This is a genomic window from Stenotrophomonas sp. YJH_SMC_58 (assembly GCF_059369635.1).
The window spans coordinates 269,269-288,233 of the sequence record NZ_JCAFSW010000001.1; the positions used below are offsets into that span (position 1 = coordinate 269,269).

Sequence of the window (18,965 nt, forward strand, 5' to 3'; positions counted from 1 at the left end):
CGGCGGCCGGTTTCAGTCGCTGGACAGGACACTAGGCTATCATCGACCCTTCGTATTCCAGCCGCGTCCCGCCTTGACCTCATGATCCGACGCTCCTCCATGCTCTCCGCGCCCGTCCGCCTCACCGCCCTGCTGCTGGTGCTGGTCATCGCCGCCACCGGCTGCCACCGTGGCGCCAAGAAGGGCGATCGCCCCGATGAAGGGACGCCGGTCGAACAGTTGTACGAGAAGAGCCACAAGCTGATGCAGGGTGGCAACTGGAGCGGGGCTGAAACCAGCTTCCGCCGCCTCGTGGCCCAGTATCCGTACGGCCCGTATACCGAACAGGCGATGATCGAAACCGCCTACGCGCAGTACAAGGCCGGCAAGCACGACGATGCGGTGTCCAGCATCGACCGCTTCATCCGTACCTACCCGACCCATCGCAACATCGCGTACCTGTACTACCTGCGCGGCCTGGCCAACTCCAACCGCAGTACGGTTTTCCTGCGTCGCGTATGGTCGCTGGATGCCAGCCGCCGCGATCTGTCCACGCCGCACCAGGCGTATTCGGACTTCAACATCGTGGTGGACCGTTACCCGAACAGCCGCTACGCCGCCGATGCGCGCCAGCGCATGCTGGAGCTGCGTGACGTGTTCGCCCAGCATGAGCTGGACAACGCCCTGTACTACATGCGCCGCGGCGCCTGGGTCTCGGCCGCCGGCCGCGCCAACTACCTGCTGGAAACCTATCCGCAGAGCGCGTTCCAGTACGATGCCGTCGCCGTCCTGGCCGATTCCTACACCCACCTGGGCAACAAGACCCTGGCCGACGACGCCCGCCGCGTCCTGCAGCTGAACCAGCCGGACCACCCGTGGCTGGAAGGCAAGTGGCCGAAGTACCCGTGGATGATCCGCAAGCTGAACCCGTTCGCTGGCGAAAAGTCCGCCAGCACCGGCCAGCGCAACGCGCGACTGGAAAAGAAGTAAAAGAAGGCCCCGAAAGGGGCCTTTTCTTTGTCGGCAGATCCACGCCATGCGTGGAGGGTTCGTGCGCCCATGGACCACGACACTAGGAATTCTACGAATCCCCGGCGGATGCGACGCCGGTCCCGATCGGCGTAGGCGAGGCCATCCACACTGCGGCGCAACGGCCATCCCGGCCGTGAAGGAGCGCCCCATGACCCCACCGCCCCGCCGTTTCCGCCCGCTCGCCTGCCTCCTCGCCACTGGCCTGCTGGCGCTGTCCTCGGGCCCCGTGGCGGCTGCCTCACCCGCACCCGGCGATCTGCTGTCTGCTGCCCCCTATCGCGCATCATGGGTGCCGTCCAAGGCCGCGCAGGCCTACAAGCTGCGCTACCGCACCCCGGATCATCGCGGCCAGCTGGCCGAAGGCGCCGGCCTGCCGTACCTGCCCGCCGGCGCGGCGCCTGCAGGCGGCTGGCCGGTGGTGTCCTGGGCACATGGCACCCAGGGCATCGCGGATTACTGTGCGCCCTCGGTCTCCGGCCCCTACCAACCCGAACGCGACGGCCGCTTCCTCGATCAGTTCCTGGCACAGGGCTATGCGGTGGTTGCTGCGGACTACCAGGGCCTCGGCAGTCCAGGTGACCATGCCTATCTGCATGTGCGCGCTGCCGCGCGCAATGCCATCGACCTCGTCAAAGCCAGCCGCCAGTACCTGGGCACCGCAACGCTGTCGCCGCGCTGGGTCTCGGTCGGCCATTCGCAGGGTGGTGCCGCCGCGCTCACTGCCGGGCATCTGGCGCCCACCTATGCTGGCCCGTCGCTGCACTACCGCGGCAGCTTCACCACCGGCACGCCCACCGCCGTCGATCTGACCGCACTGGTGATGAAGCCGGACAACCGCATCGCCAATCCTGGCGCGCTCAACGCGTATCACGCGTATCTGCTCGATGGTCTGTTGCAGGTTGCGCCGCAGATCGACCGCGTCCTCAGCGACACCGGCCGCGCTCGCGTGGCAGTGGCACGCGAGCAGTGCCTGGGCGAACTCGCCACCACGCTGGACGGCGCGGATACCGGCAGCATGTTCACCGCACCGCTGACCAGCGTGCCGGGCATCTGGGCCGTGTTGTACGACTATCTTGGCGTACCGCGCCGCGGTTTCAGCCAACCGCTGATCCTGGGCCACGGCAGCGAGGACCGCGACGTGCCCTATCTGACCACCCTGCTGTATGCCGCAGGCCTGGCGCTGCGCGGCGAGCCGGTAGCGTTCCGGCGCTACCCGGTCGACCATCGCGGCACGCTGGACGCGGCGGCGGATGGCCTGGCGTTTGTGCGTGCACGGCTTGAAGACGGCCACTTCAACGACGCTGCGGAAACCGCCGGCCTCGAACAGCTGCTCGACGACGCCCGGTAGATCCACGCCATGCGTGGATGCGCGGCATACGGGCTGCCGGCCAGCGGCCGGCACTACCTGCCAACGGCTACCTCAACCCTTGTAGCCGTTGCTGATCGGGTAGCGACGCTCACGACCGAAAGCACGGCGCGACACCTTCGGGCCTGGCGCGGCCTGGTGCCGCTTCCACTCGCTGATGCGCACCAGGCGCAGCACGCGGTCGACCACGGCCGCGTCATAACCGGCGGCAACGATCTCCGTGCGCGACTGCTCCTGGTCGATGTAGCGGTACAGGATGCCGTCCAGCACGTCATAGGCCGGCAGCGAGTCCTGGTCCAGCTGGTTCTCGCGCAGTTCGGCCGACGGCGGGCGGCTGATCACCGCCGGCGGGATCACCGGCGCGCCGCCCACGGTGTTGCGCCACTTGGACAGCCCGAACACCTCGGTCTTGTACAGGTCCTTCAGCGGCGCATAGCCACCGCACATGTCGCCGTAGATGGTGGCGTAACCCACCGCGTACTCGCTCTTGTTGCCGGTGGTCAGCAGCAGGCCACCGAACTTGTTGGCCAGCGCCATCAGGATCACGCCACGGCTGCGCGACTGCAGGTTCTCTTCGGTCACGTCCGGCGCAGTGCCTTCGAACATCGGCGCCAGCGATTCCATCAGGCCCTTGAACGCCGGCTCGATCGAGACCGCTTCCAGCTTCACGCCCAGTGCCTGGCACTGCTCGGCGGCGAGATCGTTGGACATGCCGGCGGTATAGCGCGACGGCAGGCGCACAGCGGTGACGTTCTCGGCGCCGAGCGCGTCGACCGCCAGCGCCAGTACCAGCGCCGAATCGATGCCACCGGACAGGCCCAGCCAGACCTTCTTGAAACCGTTCTTGCGGCAGTAGTCCTGGATGCCACGGGTCACCGCGCGCCAGGCCAGCGCGTCCATGCTCTCGTCGCCGTCGTCCATCCACACGTTCGGCATGAAGCGGCGTGTTTGGCCGTCGTACTCCACCACCAGCCACTGGTCGACGAAGGCGGCGGCGGCGGGGTGCACCGTGCCGTCACCATCGGCCACCACCGAGGCGCCATCAAACACCAGCGCATCCTGGCCACCGACCACATTGAGATAGGCAATCGCTGCCCCGCTCTCGCGGGTGCGTGCGGCCAGCACCGCATCGCGCTGGGCGTGCTTGCCGCGCTCGTACGGCGAGGCATTGGGTACCACCACCAGCTGCGCGCCGGCGCGCACGGTGTCGGCCAGCGGCTCGGCGAACCACAGGTCCTCGCAGATCAGCAAACCCACCGGAATGCCGTTGACCTCGAAGACGCAGCTGCCGCCGTCCGGATCAACATCGAAGTAGCGGCGTTCGTCGAACACGGCGTAATTGGGCAGCTCACGCTTGCGGTAGGTCTGCTCGACCAGCCCGTCGCGCAGCACGCTGGCGGCGTTGTAGACCACCGCGCCAGCCGCCTGCGGCCAGCCGACCACCGCGGTGATGCCGCGGCAGGCTGCGGCAATGCGCATCATTGCCTGCTCGCACTCGTACAGGAAGCCCGGGCGCAGCAGCAGGTCTTCCGGCGGATAACCGCTCACCGCCAGCTCGGGGAACATCACCAGCTCGGCGCCGTACTCGTCGCGCGCCTGGCCGATCATCTCGATGATGCGCTCGGTGTTGCCGGCGACGTCGCCGACCGGGAAGTCGAACTGCGCCATCGCGATGCGGATCGAAGCCATGGGAATCCAGCCTGTGGTTGCAATGCTGCCATTGTAGCGCTGCGCCATGCGCGCGCCGGGCGCGCTCGCTGCGTGGACAGCCCCGGCTCAGTAGATCCACGCCATGCGTGGATGAGCTTGCCGGGATGGCCAGGGCGCCAGACGCAGAAAGGCCGCCCGGAGGCGGCCTTTCTGTTTCAGCAGCCGGCCAGCGGCCGGCCCTACAGCATCGTCTGCCGGAGGCAGTCGATCTTATTTCACCAGCTTGGCGATGGCAGCGCCCAGGTCGCCCGGCGAGCGGACGGTGACAACACCGGCAGCTTCCATGGCGGCGAACTTGCCTTCGGCAGTGCCCTTGCCGCCCGAGGCGATCGCACCGGCGTGGCCCATGCGCTTGCCGGCCGGAGCCGACGCACCGGCGATGAAACCGACGACCGGCTTCTTCACGTGGTTCTTGATGTACTCGGCACCGGCTTCCTCGGCGTCGCCGCCGATTTCACCAACCATGATGATGCCTTCGGTCTGCGGGTCTTCGTTGAACAGCTTCAGGCAGTCGACGAAGTTCAGGCCGTTGATCGGGTCACCGCCGATGCCGATGCAGGTGGACTGGCCCAGGCCGACTTCGGTGGTCTGCTTGACCGCTTCATAGGTCAGGGTGCCCGAACGCGACACGATGCCGATCTTGCCCGGCTGGTGGATGTGGCCCGGCATGATGCCGATCTTGCACTCACCCGGGGTGATGACGCCCGGGCAGTTCGGCCCGATCAGCACGGTGTCCGGATGCGAACGGGTCAGCACGTTCTTGACGCGCAGCATGTCCAGCACCGGGATGCCTTCGGTGATGCAGACGATGACCTTGATGCCGGCAGCAGCGGCTTCCAGGATCGCGTCAGCCGCGTACGGCGGCGGCACGTAGATGACCGAGGCGTTGGCGCCGGTGCTCTGCACGGCGTCGGCAACGGTGTTGAAGACCGGCAGGTCGATATGGGTGGTGCCACCCTTGCCCGGGGTCACGCCGCCGACAACCTGGGTGCCGTACTCGATCATCTGAGTGGCGTGGAAGGTGCCCTGCTGGCCGGTGAAGCCCTGCACGATCACCTTGGTGTTCTTGTTGATCAAAACAGACATTGGAATTCCTTGGTGTCGGTATCAGGCGGCGTTCTTGACAGCTTCAACGATCTTCTTGGCGCCATCGTTGATGTTGTCAGCCGGGATGATGGCCATGCCGCTGTCACGCAGCAGCTGCTTGCCTTCTTCCACGTTGGTGCCTTCCAGGCGCACCACGACCGGAACCTTGACGCCCACTTCCTTCACGGCGGCGATGATGCCTTCGGCAATCATGTCGCAGCGGACGATGCCGCCGAAGATGTTGACGAAGATGCCTTCGACCTTGTCCGAGGACAGGATCAGCTTGAAGGCTTCGATGACGCGCTGCTTGTTGGCACCGCCGCCCACGTCCAGGAAGTTCGCCGGCTCGCCGCCGTTGAGCTTGATGACGTCCATGGTGGCCATGGCCAGGCCGGCGCCGTTGACCATGCAGCCGATGTTGCCGTCCATGGTGACGTAGTTGATGTCCAGTTCCGAAGCGATCACTTCGGTCGGATCTTCCTGGGTCTTGTCGCGCATGGCGACCAGGGCCTTCTGGCGGAACGCGGCGTTGTCGTCGCTGTCGAACTTGCCGTCCAGCGCGTACAGGTTGCCGTCGTCCAGGATGGCCAGCGGGTTGATTTCAACCAGGGCCAGGTCCTTTTCGTTGAACAGGCGGTACAGGTTCACCATGATGCTGGCGAACTGGCCGGCCTGCTTGGCGGTCAGGCCCAGCTTGAAGCCGAAATCGCGGCCGTGGTAACCCTGCACGCCTTCGACGAAGTCGACGTTCAGCGAGTGGATCAGCTCCGGGGTTTCAGCGGCGACCTGCTCGATCTCCACGCCGCCTTCCGAAGAGGCGATGTAGGTGATGGTCTTGGTGCCACGGTCGACCAGCACCGACAGGTACAGTTCCTTGACGATCTCGCCGGCGGTGGTCACCAGCACCAGGTTGACCGGCAGTTCAACGCCAGCGGTCTGGTAGGTGGCCATCTTGGTGCCGAGCATCTTGGCCGCAGCGGCCTTCACGTCGTCGGTGGTCTTGCAGAACTTGACGCCGCCAGCCTTGCCGCGGCCGCCAGCGTGGATCTGCGCCTTGACCATCCAGGGGCCCTGGCCCAGGGAGTTGGCAGCGGCAACCGCTTCGTCCGGGGTCGCAGCGACCTTGCCGGCCGGGACCGGGATGCCGTACTCGGCAAGCAGTTGTTTTGACTGGTATTCGTGGAAATTCATGCGTCACCGTGGGAATAGGAACGACCGCACGCAATTCCTCAGGGCCCCGGCGGGGCGCCGGCATGGACCGCGGCGGGCCCACTATTGTGGCCGAGCCGGCGCCGGGGCGCAAAGAAGTCTGTACAAAACGCCAGACGCGGGCAGATTTCCACGGTCATTCAGGCAGTTGCACCCGGGCCGTGGCTGGCCACCGGTGTCCGCATCGGGCCAAATGCGCGATCCGGGCCACTTCGGCGGCGCCCGGCCGGGGGCCCTATACTGCCCGTCGCAAACGCGACGTGCCGGCCCGGCTTCAGGGGACGCCGGCCAGGCCCGCCGCAGAATCCAGACCCAGGCAGCCAGAAGGGGAGTTCCGGCGTGTCACCCAGTGCTTCATTGATTGACCGCATCGAATCGATTCCGCGGCGTGAACTGTATTTCTTCGCGCTGTACCGGGTGCTGATCGCTACGGTCATTGCCGCCCTGCTCTACAGCCCGTTGTCGGCCATGGTCGGCGAAGCCCACCACCCGCGGCTGGCCGATGTCGTTGCGGTCATCTACCTGGCCCTGTCGCTGCTGGCCCTGGTGGTCGGCCGCAACGAACGCTGGCTGCGCCCGATCGTGCTCAGTGGCGTGCTGGTGGATATCGTGGCCGCCACCCTGCTGTCGCACGCCCTGCCCGGCGCCAGTGCCGGTATCTCGATGTCGCTGCTGTTCAACATCGCCGCCGCCGCCACTCTGCTGCCGCTCAGCCTGGGGCTGGGCCTGGCGCTGGCCGCCAGCCTGGCCACCGGCGTCGAGTACACCTGGAAGCTGCTGGAAGGCGGCGACCCCACCCGCACCCTCGCTGAACTGGCGATGTTCGCCACCAGCTACCTGGCACTGGCCTTCATCAGCTACCAGGTGGGCAACCGCGCCCGCCGCAACCAGCAGCTGGCCAACCAGCGCGGCGATGAAGTCGCCAATCTGTTCCAGATCAACGAACTGATCATCCGCCGCATGCGCACCGGCGTGCTGGTGGTGGACGCCGACAACCGCATCACCCTGGCCAACGAAGCCGCCTCGATGCTGCTGGGCGACAACGACGGCAACGGCGAAAGCGGGCGCCTGGACCTGGCCAGTGCCGCACCGGAACTGGCGCGCCGGCTGCAGCGCTGGCGCAATGGCTGGGCACAGGACGAACTGCCGCTGCAGCTCAACCCCGACCAGCCGGAAGTGCAGCCGCGCTTTGCCCGCCTGCTGGCCGGCAGCGACCTTGCGCTGGTGTTCCTGGACGATTCCAGCGTGGTCTCGCGCCGCGCCGAATCGCTCACTCTGTCGGCCATGGGCCGCTTCTCGGCCAGCCTGGCCCACGAGATCCGCAATCCGCTGGCGGCGATCAACTATGCCGTGCAGCTGCTCGAGGAAGGCACCGGCTTCAACGAGAGCGACCGCCGCCTGCTGCAGATCATCCGCCAGCAGTGCCAGCGCACCAACGGCATCGTCGAGAGCGTGCTGGGGTTGGCTCGGCGCGAACGCGCCACGCCGGAGAACGTGGACCTGGTCGCCTTCGTGCGCCGCTTCGTGCTGGAGTACAAGCAGGGCCAGACCCTGGAGACCGACAGCATCGAACCGATCATCAACGACACATCGGTGATGGCCCAGGTCGACGCCAAGCATCTCTACCAGGTGCTGACCGTGCTGGTGCACAACGCACTGAAGTACGGCCGCATCGGCCAGCAGCCTGCACGGGTGCGGCTGCGCGTGGCCCAGCACGAACGCAGCGCGGTGATCGACGTGATGGACCGTGGCCCGGGTATCCCGGAGAGCGTGGCCGCTCAGCTGTTCCGGCCCTTCTTCACCACGTCCGAGCATGGCACGGGACTGGGCCTGTACATCGCGCGCGAGCTGTGCAGGGCCAACCAGGCCCGCCTGGACTACATCGCGGTGCCGGCCGGTGGCTCCTGCTTCCGCCTGGTGCTGCCCGGTCCACATACGCTGCTACCGAGCTGATCCCCATTCTGTGCGTCAAACATTTGTCGCTTCCAGCCCCCTCGTTTATCTTTCACGCCCATGAATGAAACCCGCAGCGCCCTCGTCGTCGACGACGAACGCGACATCCGCGAACTGCTGGTGCTGACCCTCGGCCGCATGGGGCTGCGCATCAGTACCGCCGCCAACCTGGCCGAGGCACGTGAGCTGCTGGCCAGCAATCCGTACGACCTGTGCATCACCGACATGCGCCTGCCCGATGGCAACGGCATCGAGCTGGTCAGCGAGATCGCCCAGCACTACCCGCGCACGCCGGTGGCGATGATCACCGCATTCGGCAGCATGGATCTCGCTGTGGAGGCACTGAAGGCCGGTGCGTTCGATTTCGTCAGCAAGCCGGTGGACATCTCGGTGCTGCGCGGACTGGTCAAGCACGCGCTGGAACTCAACAACGCCGAGCGCCCGGTACCGGGCCCCAACGCCGAACAGGGCGGTCGCCTGCTGGGCCACTCGCAGGCCATGGATGTGCTGCGCACCACCATCGGCAAGGTCGCGCGCAGCCAGGCGCCGGTCTACATCCTCGGCGAGTCGGGCGTCGGCAAGGAGCTGGTTGCACGCACCATCCATGCCCAGGGCGCGCGCGCGGCCGGCCCGTTCGTGCCGGTCAACTGTGGCGCCATTCCCGGCGAGCTGATGGAGAGCGAATTCTTCGGCCACCGCAAGGGCAGTTTCAGCGGCGCGCACGCCGACAAGCCCGGCCTGTTCCAGGCGGCGCACGGCGGCACCCTGTTCCTGGACGAAGTGGCTGAACTGCCACTGCAGATGCAGGTGAAGCTGCTGCGCGCGATCCAGGAAAAGTCGGTGCGCGCGGTGGGCGCGGCCAACGAGGAGCCGGTGGATGTCCGCATCCTCTCGGCCACCCACAAGGATCTGGCCGAGCTGGTCGAGGACGGGCGCTTCCGCCACGACCTGTACTACCGCATCAACGTGATCGAACTGAAGGTGCCACCGCTGCGCGAGCGCCGCCAGGACCTGCCCGAACTGGCCGCGGCCGTGCTGGCCCGATTGGCCCGCAGCCACGGCCGTGCCACCCCGCTGCTGGCGCCGTCGGCGCTGGAAGCGCTGGCGCAGTACGCGTTCCCGGGCAATGTGCGCGAGCTGGAGAACATCCTGGAACGTGCGCTGGCCCTGGCCGAGGAAGACTGCATCGGCGCCGATGACCTGCGCCTGCCGCAGCACGCGCCGCGTGCACCCGGCAGCGCGGCGCCCGCCGAAGCGGTGGCCGACCTGCAGCCGGGCAGCGCCGCCCTGCCCTCCTACATCGAGCAGCTCGAGCGCAGCGCCATCCAGCGTGCGCTGGAAGAGAACCGCTGGAACAAGACCCGTACCGCCGCGCAGCTGGGCATCACCTTCCGTGCGCTGCGCTACAAGCTGAAGAAGCTGGGGATGGAGTAAACCCGGGGGCCGGATCCCTTTCCCAAGGAAAGGGCTCTGACCCGGCGCGTACCACCAACCTGGTAGTGCCGGCCGCTGGCCGGCAACCCCATGCATCGCGTCATCCACGCATGGCGTGGATCTACCTCAATCCTTGGTGACGCGGTTGATCTCGGCCAGGCTGGTAATGCCCGCCGCCGCCTTCTTCAATGCCGACTGGCGCAGGTCATTCACCCCGATCTGCTGCGCCGCCTCGGCAATCTGCAGCGCATTGCCACCGGCCAGCACGATGGTGGCGATCTCATCGGTCATCGGCATGACCTGGTAGACGCCGGTCCGGCCCTTGTAGCCCTCGGTGCATTCGTCGCAGCCCACGGCCTCGTACAGCTCGATGCCCGCATCCAGCTGCGCCTGGGTGAAGCCTTCGGCCAACAGCGCATGTTCGGGCAGGCTGGACGGACGCTTGCAGTTGCCGCACAGGCGGCGCGCCAGGCGCTGGGCGATCACCAGCGTCACCGAGCTGGTGATGTTGTAGGGCGCGATACCCATGTTCATCAGGCGCGCGATGGTCTGCGGCGCATCGTTGGTATGCAGCGTGGACAGCACCATGTGGCCGGTCTGCGCGGCCTTGATCGCGATCTCCGCCGTTTCCAGGTCGCGGATTTCGCCGACCATGATGATGTCCGGGTCCTGTCGCAGGAACGAGCGCAGCGCCGCGGCGAAGGTCATGCCGCGCTTGTTGTTCTGCTGTACCTGGTTGACGCCGGGCAGGCGGATTTCCACCGGGTCTTCGGCAGTGGAGATGTTGCGCGTCTCGTCATTGAGGATGCCCAGCGCGGTATACAGCGACACCGTCTTGCCCGAACCGGTCGGGCCGGTCACCAGCACCATGCCGTAGGGCTTGTGGATGGCATCCAGGAACAGCTTCTGCTGGTCCGGCTCGTAACCCAGCTTGTCGATGCCCAGCTTGGCCGCGCTGCCATCGAGGATACGCAGCACCACCTTCTCGCCGAACAGGGTCGGCAGCGTGCTGACGCGGAAGTCGATCTGCTTGGTCTTGGACAGGTTGAGCTTGATGCGGCCGTCCTGCGGGACGCGCTTCTCGGCGATATCCAGCTGTGCCATCACCTTCAGGCGCGCGGCGATGCGCTGGTTCAACTTCACCGGTGCGCGCGCGACCATCTTCAGCAGGCCGTCGATGCGCAGGCGCACGCGGTAATCGTCTTCGTAGGGCTCGAAGTGGATGTCCGAGGCGCCCTTGCGGATCGCATCGACCAGCACCTTGTTGACGAACTTCACCACCGGGGTGTCGTCACCCTTGGCATCGATGCCGGACTCGCCGCCGGTGGCGCCGAGATCCTCGTCGCCGGCCGCCACGTCCAGGTTGCCCATGCCATCGTCATCACCACCCAGGGCATCGCCGAGGGTGTCATGGCTGGCGTGCCACTGTTCCAGCGTGCGCCGGATCTGGTCCTCGTCGACCAGGATCGGCTCGACCACCAGGTTGGTGTGGAACTTGATCTCGTCCAGCGAGTGGGTCGGATTGCTGGTGCCGACGAACAGCTTGCCACCGCGCTTGAACAGCGGCAGCACGTTGTGCTTGCGCAGCAGCTCCTCGCTGACCAGGCTCATCGCGTTCTGGCTGGCGTCGAAGGTGGACACGTCGAACAGCGGCATGCCGAACTCGACCGCATTGGCGGCGGCCAGCTGCGAGGCATTGACCAGCTTGTTCTGCGCGAACCACGTCGGCAGCGGCTGGCGCGCGGCGGCGGCCTTGGCCATGGCGTCGCGGGCGGTGGCCTCGTCCAGGGCCCCGTCCTGCACCAGGCGACGGGCCAGGCCGGTGATGCCGACAAGATTGGCGGTGGTGACAGCGTTCATATGAATCCTTGGCTCATGGGGTCATGCCATGCCGTGCGTCTTGCACGGACACCGCACGGGGCAGCAGAACCCGCCGCGACCCAACGGCCATCGGCATTGCCAATCCATGAGCAACACTGCCTTGCCCGGCACTCCCGGCCCGGCAGGCACGATCCTGACTCCCCCGGGGATGATAGCCCCGTCAAGGGGCAGCCAGCATCCCATCGGATGCGCTGAAGTGTGATCAGCAGCCTGTCGGGCGATAGCGCGCTTCGAACGCGCTGCCATCGCAGCTCCAGATGCCCTCGGCGGAGCGGCGCAGGATCAGGTCCTTGCCGTCCAGCGCGCTGTGTCCCTTCAGGGTGCAGCTGATGTGGCCGACACCGGAGTCGCTGAGTTCGGCTTCGACGTTGGAGCAGTGGGCGTTCTGGGCGCCGCCGATGAACTCGGGGGTGACCAGGCTGGCCGAGCGGTTTTCATAGACGACCGTTTCAACCAGCATCTTGCCCGGGCTGATATCGGCCAGCGCGGCCGTCAGCTGGGTACGGATAATGTAAGGCTGGAACGCCACCGTCGCGATGGTCGCCAGGATGGCGATGATGGCCACCACGATCATCAGCTCGATGAGCGTAAAGCCCTTCTGTGTGTACATGACTCCCCCTGTTTGTGTCAGCAATCCCCATTGCTGCGTGCTGACCGGAGTTCGTACTCCAGTCAGCACAAGGCCCGCCGAAGCGGGCCCTGTGTCAACTCTGATGACAGCTACAGGAGCAAAAAACTCCTATGCCTGTCACGTCAAGAGTATTAGGTACCAGTGCAGCCAGCCGGACGGAACTTCTTGTCAACCGACACGGTGACGCAGCTGAAACCACCCGCCGCGGTGATCGCGCCCGTGGCTGCGTCAACTTTCGCATCAGCATAGGTCAGGGCGATGGTGGAGCTGGTGCCGATACGGCCCGGATCACGGATGGTGCAGGTCATGCCATCAGCATCAACAGCAATCTTCGAGCAGCTACCGGTCTCCTTCGCTTGGAAGCCCGCAGTCACCTCGGTCGGATCACGGCCCGCGCTCTTCTCCATCTCGAACTGGGTCTTGTGCGAGGCCAGGTCGGCCAGCGCAGCGGTGACCTTCGACTTCGAGGTGTAGTCCTGGTAAGCCGGCAGCGCGATGGCGGCCAGGATGGCGATGATCGCGACGACGATCATCAGTTCGATAAGGGTGAAGCCCTTCTGGTTCTTCATTGGTACATCCCCAAGATAGTGGTGGTTGAGTTCAGTGCACGGGATCGGACCGGACGGTGCCGGTTGAGCGGGCCCCATGCCCTGCGGGTGGATCAACGCAGGTTGCGTGCCAACCCCGGCACGCCTCCCCCTGGATTTCCCCGCGCCCATGATGGCAGCAATTTCGCGGATGGGAACCCCCCGCTTACGAATCTGCGATGGACGCGGCAATGTGACGCAGTACGTCACCTTTGGTCGGCACCCGGCACGAAATCGCACGCTGGGCCGCCTGCCAACTGCCCATCCGCCCTTGAACCCGCTACCATCGATGGCTAGTTACCCGCCTGGGGATGGCGGGTCTTGGGGAGCCAACATGTCTGTCAGTCGCAGTGCGATCAAGAAAGAGCCGGTGGCGCGCGCCACCATGGAGCTGCAGCCGTTTGTCTGGGAGGGGACCGACAAGCGGGGCGTGAAGATGAAGGGCGAGCAGCTGGCCAAGAACGCCAACCTGCTGCGCGCCGAGCTACGCCGCCAGGGCATCAACCCGGGACAGGTCAAGCCCAAGTCGAAGCCGCTGTTCGGCGCTGCCGGCAGCCCGATCAAGCCGAAGGACATCGCCTTCTTCAGCCGGCAGATGGCCACGATGATGAAATCCGGCGTGCCGATCGTGTCGTCGCTGGACATCATCGCCAGCGGGCACAAGAACCCGCGGATGAAGAAGCTGGTCGACACTATCCGCACCGACATCGAGGGCGGCTCCTCGATGTACGAAGCGATCAGCAAGCACCCGGTGCAGTTCGACGAGCTGTACCGCAACCTGGTGCGGGCCGGCGAGGGCGCCGGCGTTCTGGAAACCGTGCTGGACACGGTGGCCACCTACAAGGAGAACATCGAAGCGCTGAAGGGCAAGATCAAGAAAGCGCTGTTCTACCCGATCATGGTGGTGGTGGTGGCGATGCTGGTCAGCGGCATCATGCTGGTGTTCGTGGTGCCGCAGTTCGAGGACGTGTTCAAGAGCTTCGGTGCCGAGCTGCCCGCCTTCACCCAGATGGTGGTGAACCTGTCACGGTTCATGGTGTCGTGGTGGTGGCTGATGCTGCTCATCGCGATCGGTGCCGCTGTCGGCGCCATCATGGCCTACAAACGCTCGCCGAAGATGCAGCATGCGATGGACCGGTTCGTGCTGAAGGTACCGGTGATCGGGCAGATCATGCATAACAGCGCCATCGCCCGCTTCTCGCGCACCACCGCGGTGACCTTCAAGGCCGGCGTACCGCTGGTGGAGGCGCTGGGCATCGTGGCCGGCGCCACCGGCAACACCGTGTACGAAGAGGCGGTGCTGCGCATGCGCGACGACGTCTCGGTGGGTTACCCGGTGAACATGTCGATGAAGCAGACCAACCTGTTCCCGCACATGGTCATCCAGATGACCGGCATCGGCGAAGAGGCCGGTGCGCTGGACGCCATGCTGTTCAAGGTGGCCGAGTACTATGAGCAGGAGGTCAACAATTCGGTGGATGCCCTGAGCAGCCTGCTGGAACCGATGATCATGGTGTTCATTGGTACCATTGTGGGCGGCATGGTGATTGCCATGTACCTTCCTATCTTCAAACTCGGCGCCGTCGTCGGATAACACATACATGGCTTTTCTCGACCAGCATCCTGGCCTCGGCTACCCCGCCGCGGCCGCCTTCGGACTGCTGCTGGGCAGTTTCCTGAACGTCGTCATCCTGCGCCTGCCCAAGCGGCTGGAGTGGCAGTGGAAGCGCGATGCGCGCGAGGTCCTGGAGGAGCCGGACTTCTATGAGCCGCCCCCACCGGGGATCGTGGTCGAGCCGTCGCACTGCCCGCACTGCAAGCACAAGCTGAGCTGGTACGAGAACATCCCGCTGTTCAGCTGGATCATCCAGGGCGGCAAGTGCCGCCACTGCAAGGCGCCGATCTCGCTGCAGTACCCGCTGGTGGAGGCGCTGACCTCACTGCTGGTGGTGGCCTGCGTCTGGCAGTTCGGCTTCGGCTGGCAGGGTTTCGGCGCCATCGTGCTGACCTGCTTCCTGATCGCATTGTCCGGCATCGACCTGCGCACCCAGCTGCTGCCCGACCAGCTCACCCTGCCGCTGATGTGGCTGGGGCTGATAGGCAGCATCGACAACCTGTACATGCCGGCCAAGCCCGCCCTGGTGGGCGCGGCGGTGGGTTACCTGTCGCTGTGGACCGTCTGGTGGCTGTTCAAGCAGCTGACCGGCAAGGAGGGCATGGGCCACGGCGACTTCAAGCTGCTGGCAGCGCTGGGCGCATGGTGCGGGCTGAAGGGCATCCTGCCGATCATCCTGCTGTCCTCGGTGCTGGGCGCCATCATCGGCTCAATCTGGCTGTACAGCCGGGGCCGTGACCGCGCCACGCCGATTCCGTTCGGCCCCTACCTGGCCATTGCCGGCTGGTTGTACTTCATGTGGGGTGCGCCGCTGGTGGAGCAGTACATGGTGATGAGCGGGCTGCGCTGAGGGGAGGCCCCATGAGCCGCTATGTGGTTGGCCTGACCGGTGGCATCGCCTCGGGCAAGAGTGAAGTGACCCGGCGCTTCGAAGCGCTGGGCATCGTGGTGGCCGATGCCGACCTGGCCGCCCGGGCCGTGGTGGCTGCCGACAGCCCGGCGCTGGCCCGCATTGCCGAGCGTTTCGGCGCCGACATGCTGCTGGCCGACGGCAGCCTGGACCGGGCCCGCCTGCGCGCCCACGTCTTTGCCGATCCGGCCGAGCGGACGGCGCTGGAAGCCATCACCCACCCGGCCATCCGCCTGCTGATGCAACAGCAGTGCGAGCAGGCTGGGAGCCCCTATGCGATTGCGGCCATTCCGCTGCTGACCGAGGTGGGCGGGCGGAAGGCCTACCCCTGGTTGGACCGGGTATTGCTGGTGGATGCACCGGAAGCCGTGCAGCATGCCCGGCTGATGCAGCGCGACGGCATTGATGCTGCGCTGGCCGACCGGATGATTGCTGCGCAGGCCAGCCGTGCACAACGGTTGGCGCTGGCCGATGACGTGGTGGTCAATGATGGGCAGCCGGAGGACCTGCAGGTGCAGGTGGAACGGCTGCATGCACAGTATCTGGGCTTGGCCGGGGCTTGAGGCCTGGTTGCCGGCCAGCGGCCGGCACTACCAAAGCGCATCCATGCGTGGCGTGGATCTACTGGCCGATTCGATTGCCGGCCAGCGGCCGGCACTACCGAAGCGCATCCGTGCGTGGCGTGGATCTACTCCAGCTGCTGGCGGGCGTAGCGGGCCAGTTCGCGGGCGCCCAACAGCAGGCCGTCGACCACATCGGGATTGAGCTGCTGGCGGGCGCCACCCTGCTCCCGCGCGATTTCGGCAGCGTGCAGCAGCTGGATCAGGGTATTCAGGCCGGCAAGCGTGCGGCTGAGACCGGCCATCGTGGCGGCCTGCGCCGGGCTGGCCCCCTGCACATCCAGCCGCTGGCCGTCGGCGGCGTCGCGGCCATCCATGCGCGCCAGCAGGGCGGGCAGCAGGTCCCTGGGGTCATCCAGCAGAACTTCGACCCGCTCGGCGACGTCGGCAGGCAGCAGGTGGGCGGCATCGCCGATCAGGGCGTGCAACTGGGGGAACAGCGCGCGGGTGGACATGGTGAAGCTCCTCGCAGACGGCAGGCCACCTGCAGATGCAAGGTGGCGGACGGTGCGGGTTGGCGTACCGGACAACTCCCAGATGGATGGAAACTCCGGCGGATTCCCGGGAATCCCCACGCACCGCCCGCCATGAAGCGAGCACAGCGCATTGTCCGCGATGCCGCGCGAGGCATCGGAAGTTTTCCATCTGACAGTTGATTTCAGGACGCCAATCCCGGCCAAGGCACCTGCCCCAGCCAGGTCATCAGGCCATCGCCGCGCACGGCAATCTGTAAGGAAATTCCCAAGTGCGGCGCGGGCTTGCGAATGCGTGCGTTGGAACACGCGCCGGGCGCGGCAGCGATCACGGTGGTGTCGTGTCGGGCCTGCGATGGGATGTTCGCGTGCGGTGGATTCAGTGGCACAAGCGACACAGGGCGTGATGCAAGGTCGGCAGGGTCCGTGCCGACCAAGGTCGGCACCCACCCAAGCAGGGGTGCTTACAACGGCTTCGGCGAGAACGTCAGGGTGGCGATCACGCCACGCTCGCCACCGGGACGCACGCTCACCTGCCAGCCGTACAGGTCGCACAGACGGCTGACGATCGACAGGCCGATGCCGCCGCCCTGCGAATGACCAGCGTGCGTGCCGCGGTAGCCACGCTGGAACAGCTTGGCCGCATCTTCCTCGCTCAGGCCCGGGCCGCTGTCGGTCACCGACACCGAATTGGCGCCCACGAAGACGCGTACTTCGCCATCCTGCGAGTACTTCACCGCGTTGCCGATCAGGTTGCCCAGCGCCACCGACAGCGCCGCCTCGGGTGCATCGATCACCAGGTTGCGCTCGCCTTCCAGCAGCAGCTCCAGCGGCTTGCCACCCAGCTGCGCGCGGTGCGCATCCAGCAGCTGCTCGGCCACGCGGGCCACGTTGCTGGTGCCCTGCCCGCGCTCGTTGCGCGACAGCAGCAGCAGTGCGCCGATCAGGTCGCTGCACTGCTGCTCGGCACGCTGGATACGCTGCAGGCGCTGCAGCACCTTCTCGTCCAGGCCGGGCCGGGTCAGCAGCAGCTCGGTGGCACCGCGGATCACTGCCAGCGGCGTGCGCAGTTCATGGCTGACGTCTGCATTGAACTCGCGATCGCGCTGCACCACTTCGGTCAGCCGCGAGGAATAGTCGTCCAGCGCCTGTGCCAGCTGCCCCACCTCGTCATCGGGAAAGCGCGGCGCCAAGGGCTCGGGCTCACTGGTACCGCCGCGGTACGCACGCAGCCGCGCGGCCAGGTCCGACACCGGCTTCATCACCTTCGACGCCGACCACCAGCCCAGCACCAGCGACAGCACGCTGAACACCAGCACCGACAACACCAGCGCGCGGTTGAGCTGCTTGCCGCCGCGCACGCTGTCGGTCATGTCATAGGCGAGGAAGAACCAGGCGTCGTCGGCCTTGCGTACCGCCAGCTTGTAGGCATACGGCTGCCCCTGCTCGTCGGTGCCACTGAGGTTGTAATTGCCGTTCTGCAGGTCGGCCCACTGCGGCCACGACTCGCGGGCCTTGTCGAACTTGTCAGCCGAGTAGGCGTACGCCCGGATCTGCTGCACGGGCACTGCCGGATTGCGCCCCGGATGCTCGTAGAAGCGCCGCGCATACTCTTCGATGTTGTGGTTGATCACGTCTTCCACCAACTGGTTTTCCACCCGCATGCGGGCCCAGTTGGTGGCGAACGCGAACAGTGTCGTCAGGCAGAAGCCCAACAACACGAACGAGACGATGATGCGGCTGCGCAGGCGCCGCCGGTATGGCGTGCGCCGGCGCTCCCCCTTGGCTGCCACGGAATCAGGCTTCCGGGGTGGCGATGCGGTATCCGATGCCATGGCGGGTCTGGATCAGCGGCACTTCAAACGGCTTGTCGACCACCGCACGCAGGCCATGGATATGCACGCGCAGCGAATCCGAATCGGGCAGTTCCTCGCCCCACACGCGGGTTTCCAGCTCCTGGCGGGTCACCACCGCCGGTGCCGCTTCCATCAGCGCCTGCAGGATCTTCAGCGCGGTCGGGTTGAGCTGCAGCAGCTTGCCCTGGCGGCGCACTTCCAGCGTATCCAGGTTGTATTCCAGGTCGCCGGTTTCCAGCACGCGGGTCTGCACGCCCTTGCCGCGGCGCGACAGGGCGTTCAGACGCACTTCCACTTCCTGCAGCGCGAACGGCTTGATCAGGTAGTCATCGGCACCGGAATCGAAGCCGGCCAGCTTGTTGTCCAGCGAATCGCGGGCCGTCAGCATCAGCACCGGGGTCTGCTTGCGCGCTTCATTGCGCAGCTTGCGGCAGACTTCGATGCCGTCCATGCCTGGCAGGTTGAGATCCAGCACGATCGCGTCGAACTCGTGCACCACGGCCAGATGCAGGCCGGTGACCCCGTCAGCCGCGAAGTCCACCGTATGCCCCCGGTCCTCCAGATAGTCGCCCAGGTTGGCCGCAATGTCGCTGTTGTCTTCGATTACCAGGATTCTCACTGTC

Annotated in this window: 16 protein-coding genes; 7 read left to right on the plus strand and 9 right to left on the minus strand. The window is 66.2% G+C overall.

The window, feature by feature from the left end; translation table 11 throughout:
* The first annotated feature begins 81 nt into the window (after positions 1 to 81).
* Complete coding sequence (locus AC5P68_RS01165; protein ID WP_024956778.1) at positions 82 to 969, plus strand: outer membrane protein assembly factor BamD; 888 nt, start codon at positions 82 to 84, stop codon at positions 967 to 969.
* Between the two features lie 190 nt (positions 970 to 1,159).
* Positions 1,160 to 2,359: a lipase family protein gene (locus AC5P68_RS01170; RefSeq protein WP_049430271.1), complete on the plus strand. Its 1,200-nt coding sequence runs from the start codon at positions 1,160 to 1,162 to the stop codon at positions 2,357 to 2,359.
* A gap of 72 nt (positions 2,360 to 2,431) precedes the next feature.
* Here the strand turns inward: AC5P68_RS01170 and AC5P68_RS01175 are convergent, their stop codons facing one another.
* The 3 genes from AC5P68_RS01175 to sucC all read right to left on the minus strand — a co-directional run bounded on the left by AC5P68_RS01175 (position 2,432) and on the right by sucC (position 6,364).
* Entirely contained in the window at positions 2,432 to 4,066 is a 1,635-nt protein-coding gene (locus tag AC5P68_RS01175; RefSeq protein WP_033833113.1) for an NAD+ synthase, read from the minus strand.
* A gap of 231 nt (positions 4,067 to 4,297) precedes the next feature.
* Positions 4,298 to 5,173 (minus strand): succinate--CoA ligase subunit alpha, encoded by an 876-nt coding sequence (sucD, locus tag AC5P68_RS01180; RefSeq protein WP_005410793.1) that lies wholly within the window; start codon positions 5,171 to 5,173, stop codon positions 4,298 to 4,300.
* Between the two features lie 21 nt (positions 5,174 to 5,194).
* Positions 5,195 to 6,364, minus strand: coding sequence for an ADP-forming succinate--CoA ligase subunit beta (sucC, locus tag AC5P68_RS01185; protein WP_004154430.1), 1,170 nt, complete (start codon positions 6,362 to 6,364; stop codon positions 5,195 to 5,197).
* Between the two features lie 357 nt (positions 6,365 to 6,721).
* On the opposite strand from sucC, the gene AC5P68_RS01190 reads away from it, so the two are divergent.
* Positions 6,722 to 8,335, plus strand: a complete 1,614-nt coding sequence (locus AC5P68_RS01190; RefSeq protein WP_414497932.1) for a sensor histidine kinase — start codon at positions 6,722 to 6,724, stop codon at positions 8,333 to 8,335.
* A 60-nt stretch (positions 8,336 to 8,395) separates the two neighbouring features.
* Complete coding sequence (locus tag AC5P68_RS01195) at positions 8,396 to 9,769, plus strand: sigma-54-dependent transcriptional regulator (RefSeq protein ID WP_414497931.1); 1,374 nt, start codon at positions 8,396 to 8,398, stop codon at positions 9,767 to 9,769.
* Positions 9,770 to 9,895: 126 nt separating this feature from the next.
* Here the strand turns inward: AC5P68_RS01195 and pilB are convergent, their stop codons facing one another.
* The 3 genes from pilB to AC5P68_RS01210 all read right to left on the minus strand — a co-directional run bounded on the left by pilB (position 9,896) and on the right by AC5P68_RS01210 (position 12,850).
* Positions 9,896 to 11,629 (minus strand): type IV-A pilus assembly ATPase PilB, encoded by a 1,734-nt coding sequence (gene pilB, locus AC5P68_RS01200; protein WP_033833107.1) that lies wholly within the window; start codon positions 11,627 to 11,629, stop codon positions 9,896 to 9,898.
* 223 nt (positions 11,630 to 11,852) lie between these two features.
* Entirely contained in the window at positions 11,853 to 12,260 is a 408-nt protein-coding gene (locus AC5P68_RS01205) for a pilin (protein ID WP_495216733.1), read from the minus strand.
* A gap of 152 nt (positions 12,261 to 12,412) precedes the next feature.
* Entirely contained in the window at positions 12,413 to 12,850 is a 438-nt protein-coding gene (locus AC5P68_RS01210; RefSeq protein WP_227843517.1) for a pilin, read from the minus strand.
* Between the two features lie 352 nt (positions 12,851 to 13,202).
* Between AC5P68_RS01210 and AC5P68_RS01215 the strand changes: the two genes are divergently transcribed.
* From AC5P68_RS01215 to coaE, 3 genes are read left to right on the plus strand one after another with little or no spacing between them, the layout of a single operon-like run.
* The gene (locus AC5P68_RS01215; RefSeq protein ID WP_049460357.1) at positions 13,203 to 14,462 is read left to right on the plus strand and encodes a type II secretion system F family protein; all 1,260 of its coding nucleotides are present in this window, start codon (positions 13,203 to 13,205) and stop codon (positions 14,460 to 14,462) included.
* A 7-nt stretch (positions 14,463 to 14,469) separates the two neighbouring features.
* Complete coding sequence (locus AC5P68_RS01220) at positions 14,470 to 15,333, plus strand: prepilin peptidase (RefSeq protein ID WP_005410800.1); 864 nt, start codon at positions 14,470 to 14,472, stop codon at positions 15,331 to 15,333.
* 11 nt (positions 15,334 to 15,344) lie between these two features.
* Positions 15,345 to 15,956, plus strand: coding sequence for a dephospho-CoA kinase (coaE, locus tag AC5P68_RS01225; RefSeq protein WP_322535018.1), 612 nt, complete (start codon positions 15,345 to 15,347; stop codon positions 15,954 to 15,956).
* 125 nt (positions 15,957 to 16,081) lie between these two features.
* Here the strand turns inward: coaE and AC5P68_RS01230 are convergent, their stop codons facing one another.
* The 3 genes from AC5P68_RS01230 to AC5P68_RS01240 all read right to left on the minus strand — a co-directional run bounded on the left by AC5P68_RS01230 (position 16,082) and on the right by AC5P68_RS01240 (position 18,961).
* Positions 16,082 to 16,468: a hypothetical protein gene (locus AC5P68_RS01230; protein ID WP_005414311.1), complete on the minus strand. Its 387-nt coding sequence runs from the start codon at positions 16,466 to 16,468 to the stop codon at positions 16,082 to 16,084.
* 482 nt (positions 16,469 to 16,950) lie between these two features.
* On the minus strand, positions 16,951 to 18,279 hold the full coding sequence (locus AC5P68_RS01235; RefSeq protein ID WP_005410803.1) for a sensor histidine kinase: 1,329 nt from the start codon (positions 18,277 to 18,279) through the stop codon (positions 16,951 to 16,953).
* A gap of 4 nt (positions 18,280 to 18,283) precedes the next feature.
* The gene (locus AC5P68_RS01240; RefSeq protein WP_005410804.1) at positions 18,284 to 18,961 is read right to left on the minus strand and encodes a response regulator transcription factor; all 678 of its coding nucleotides are present in this window, start codon (positions 18,959 to 18,961) and stop codon (positions 18,284 to 18,286) included.
* Positions 18,962 to 18,965: the final 4 nt, after the last annotated feature.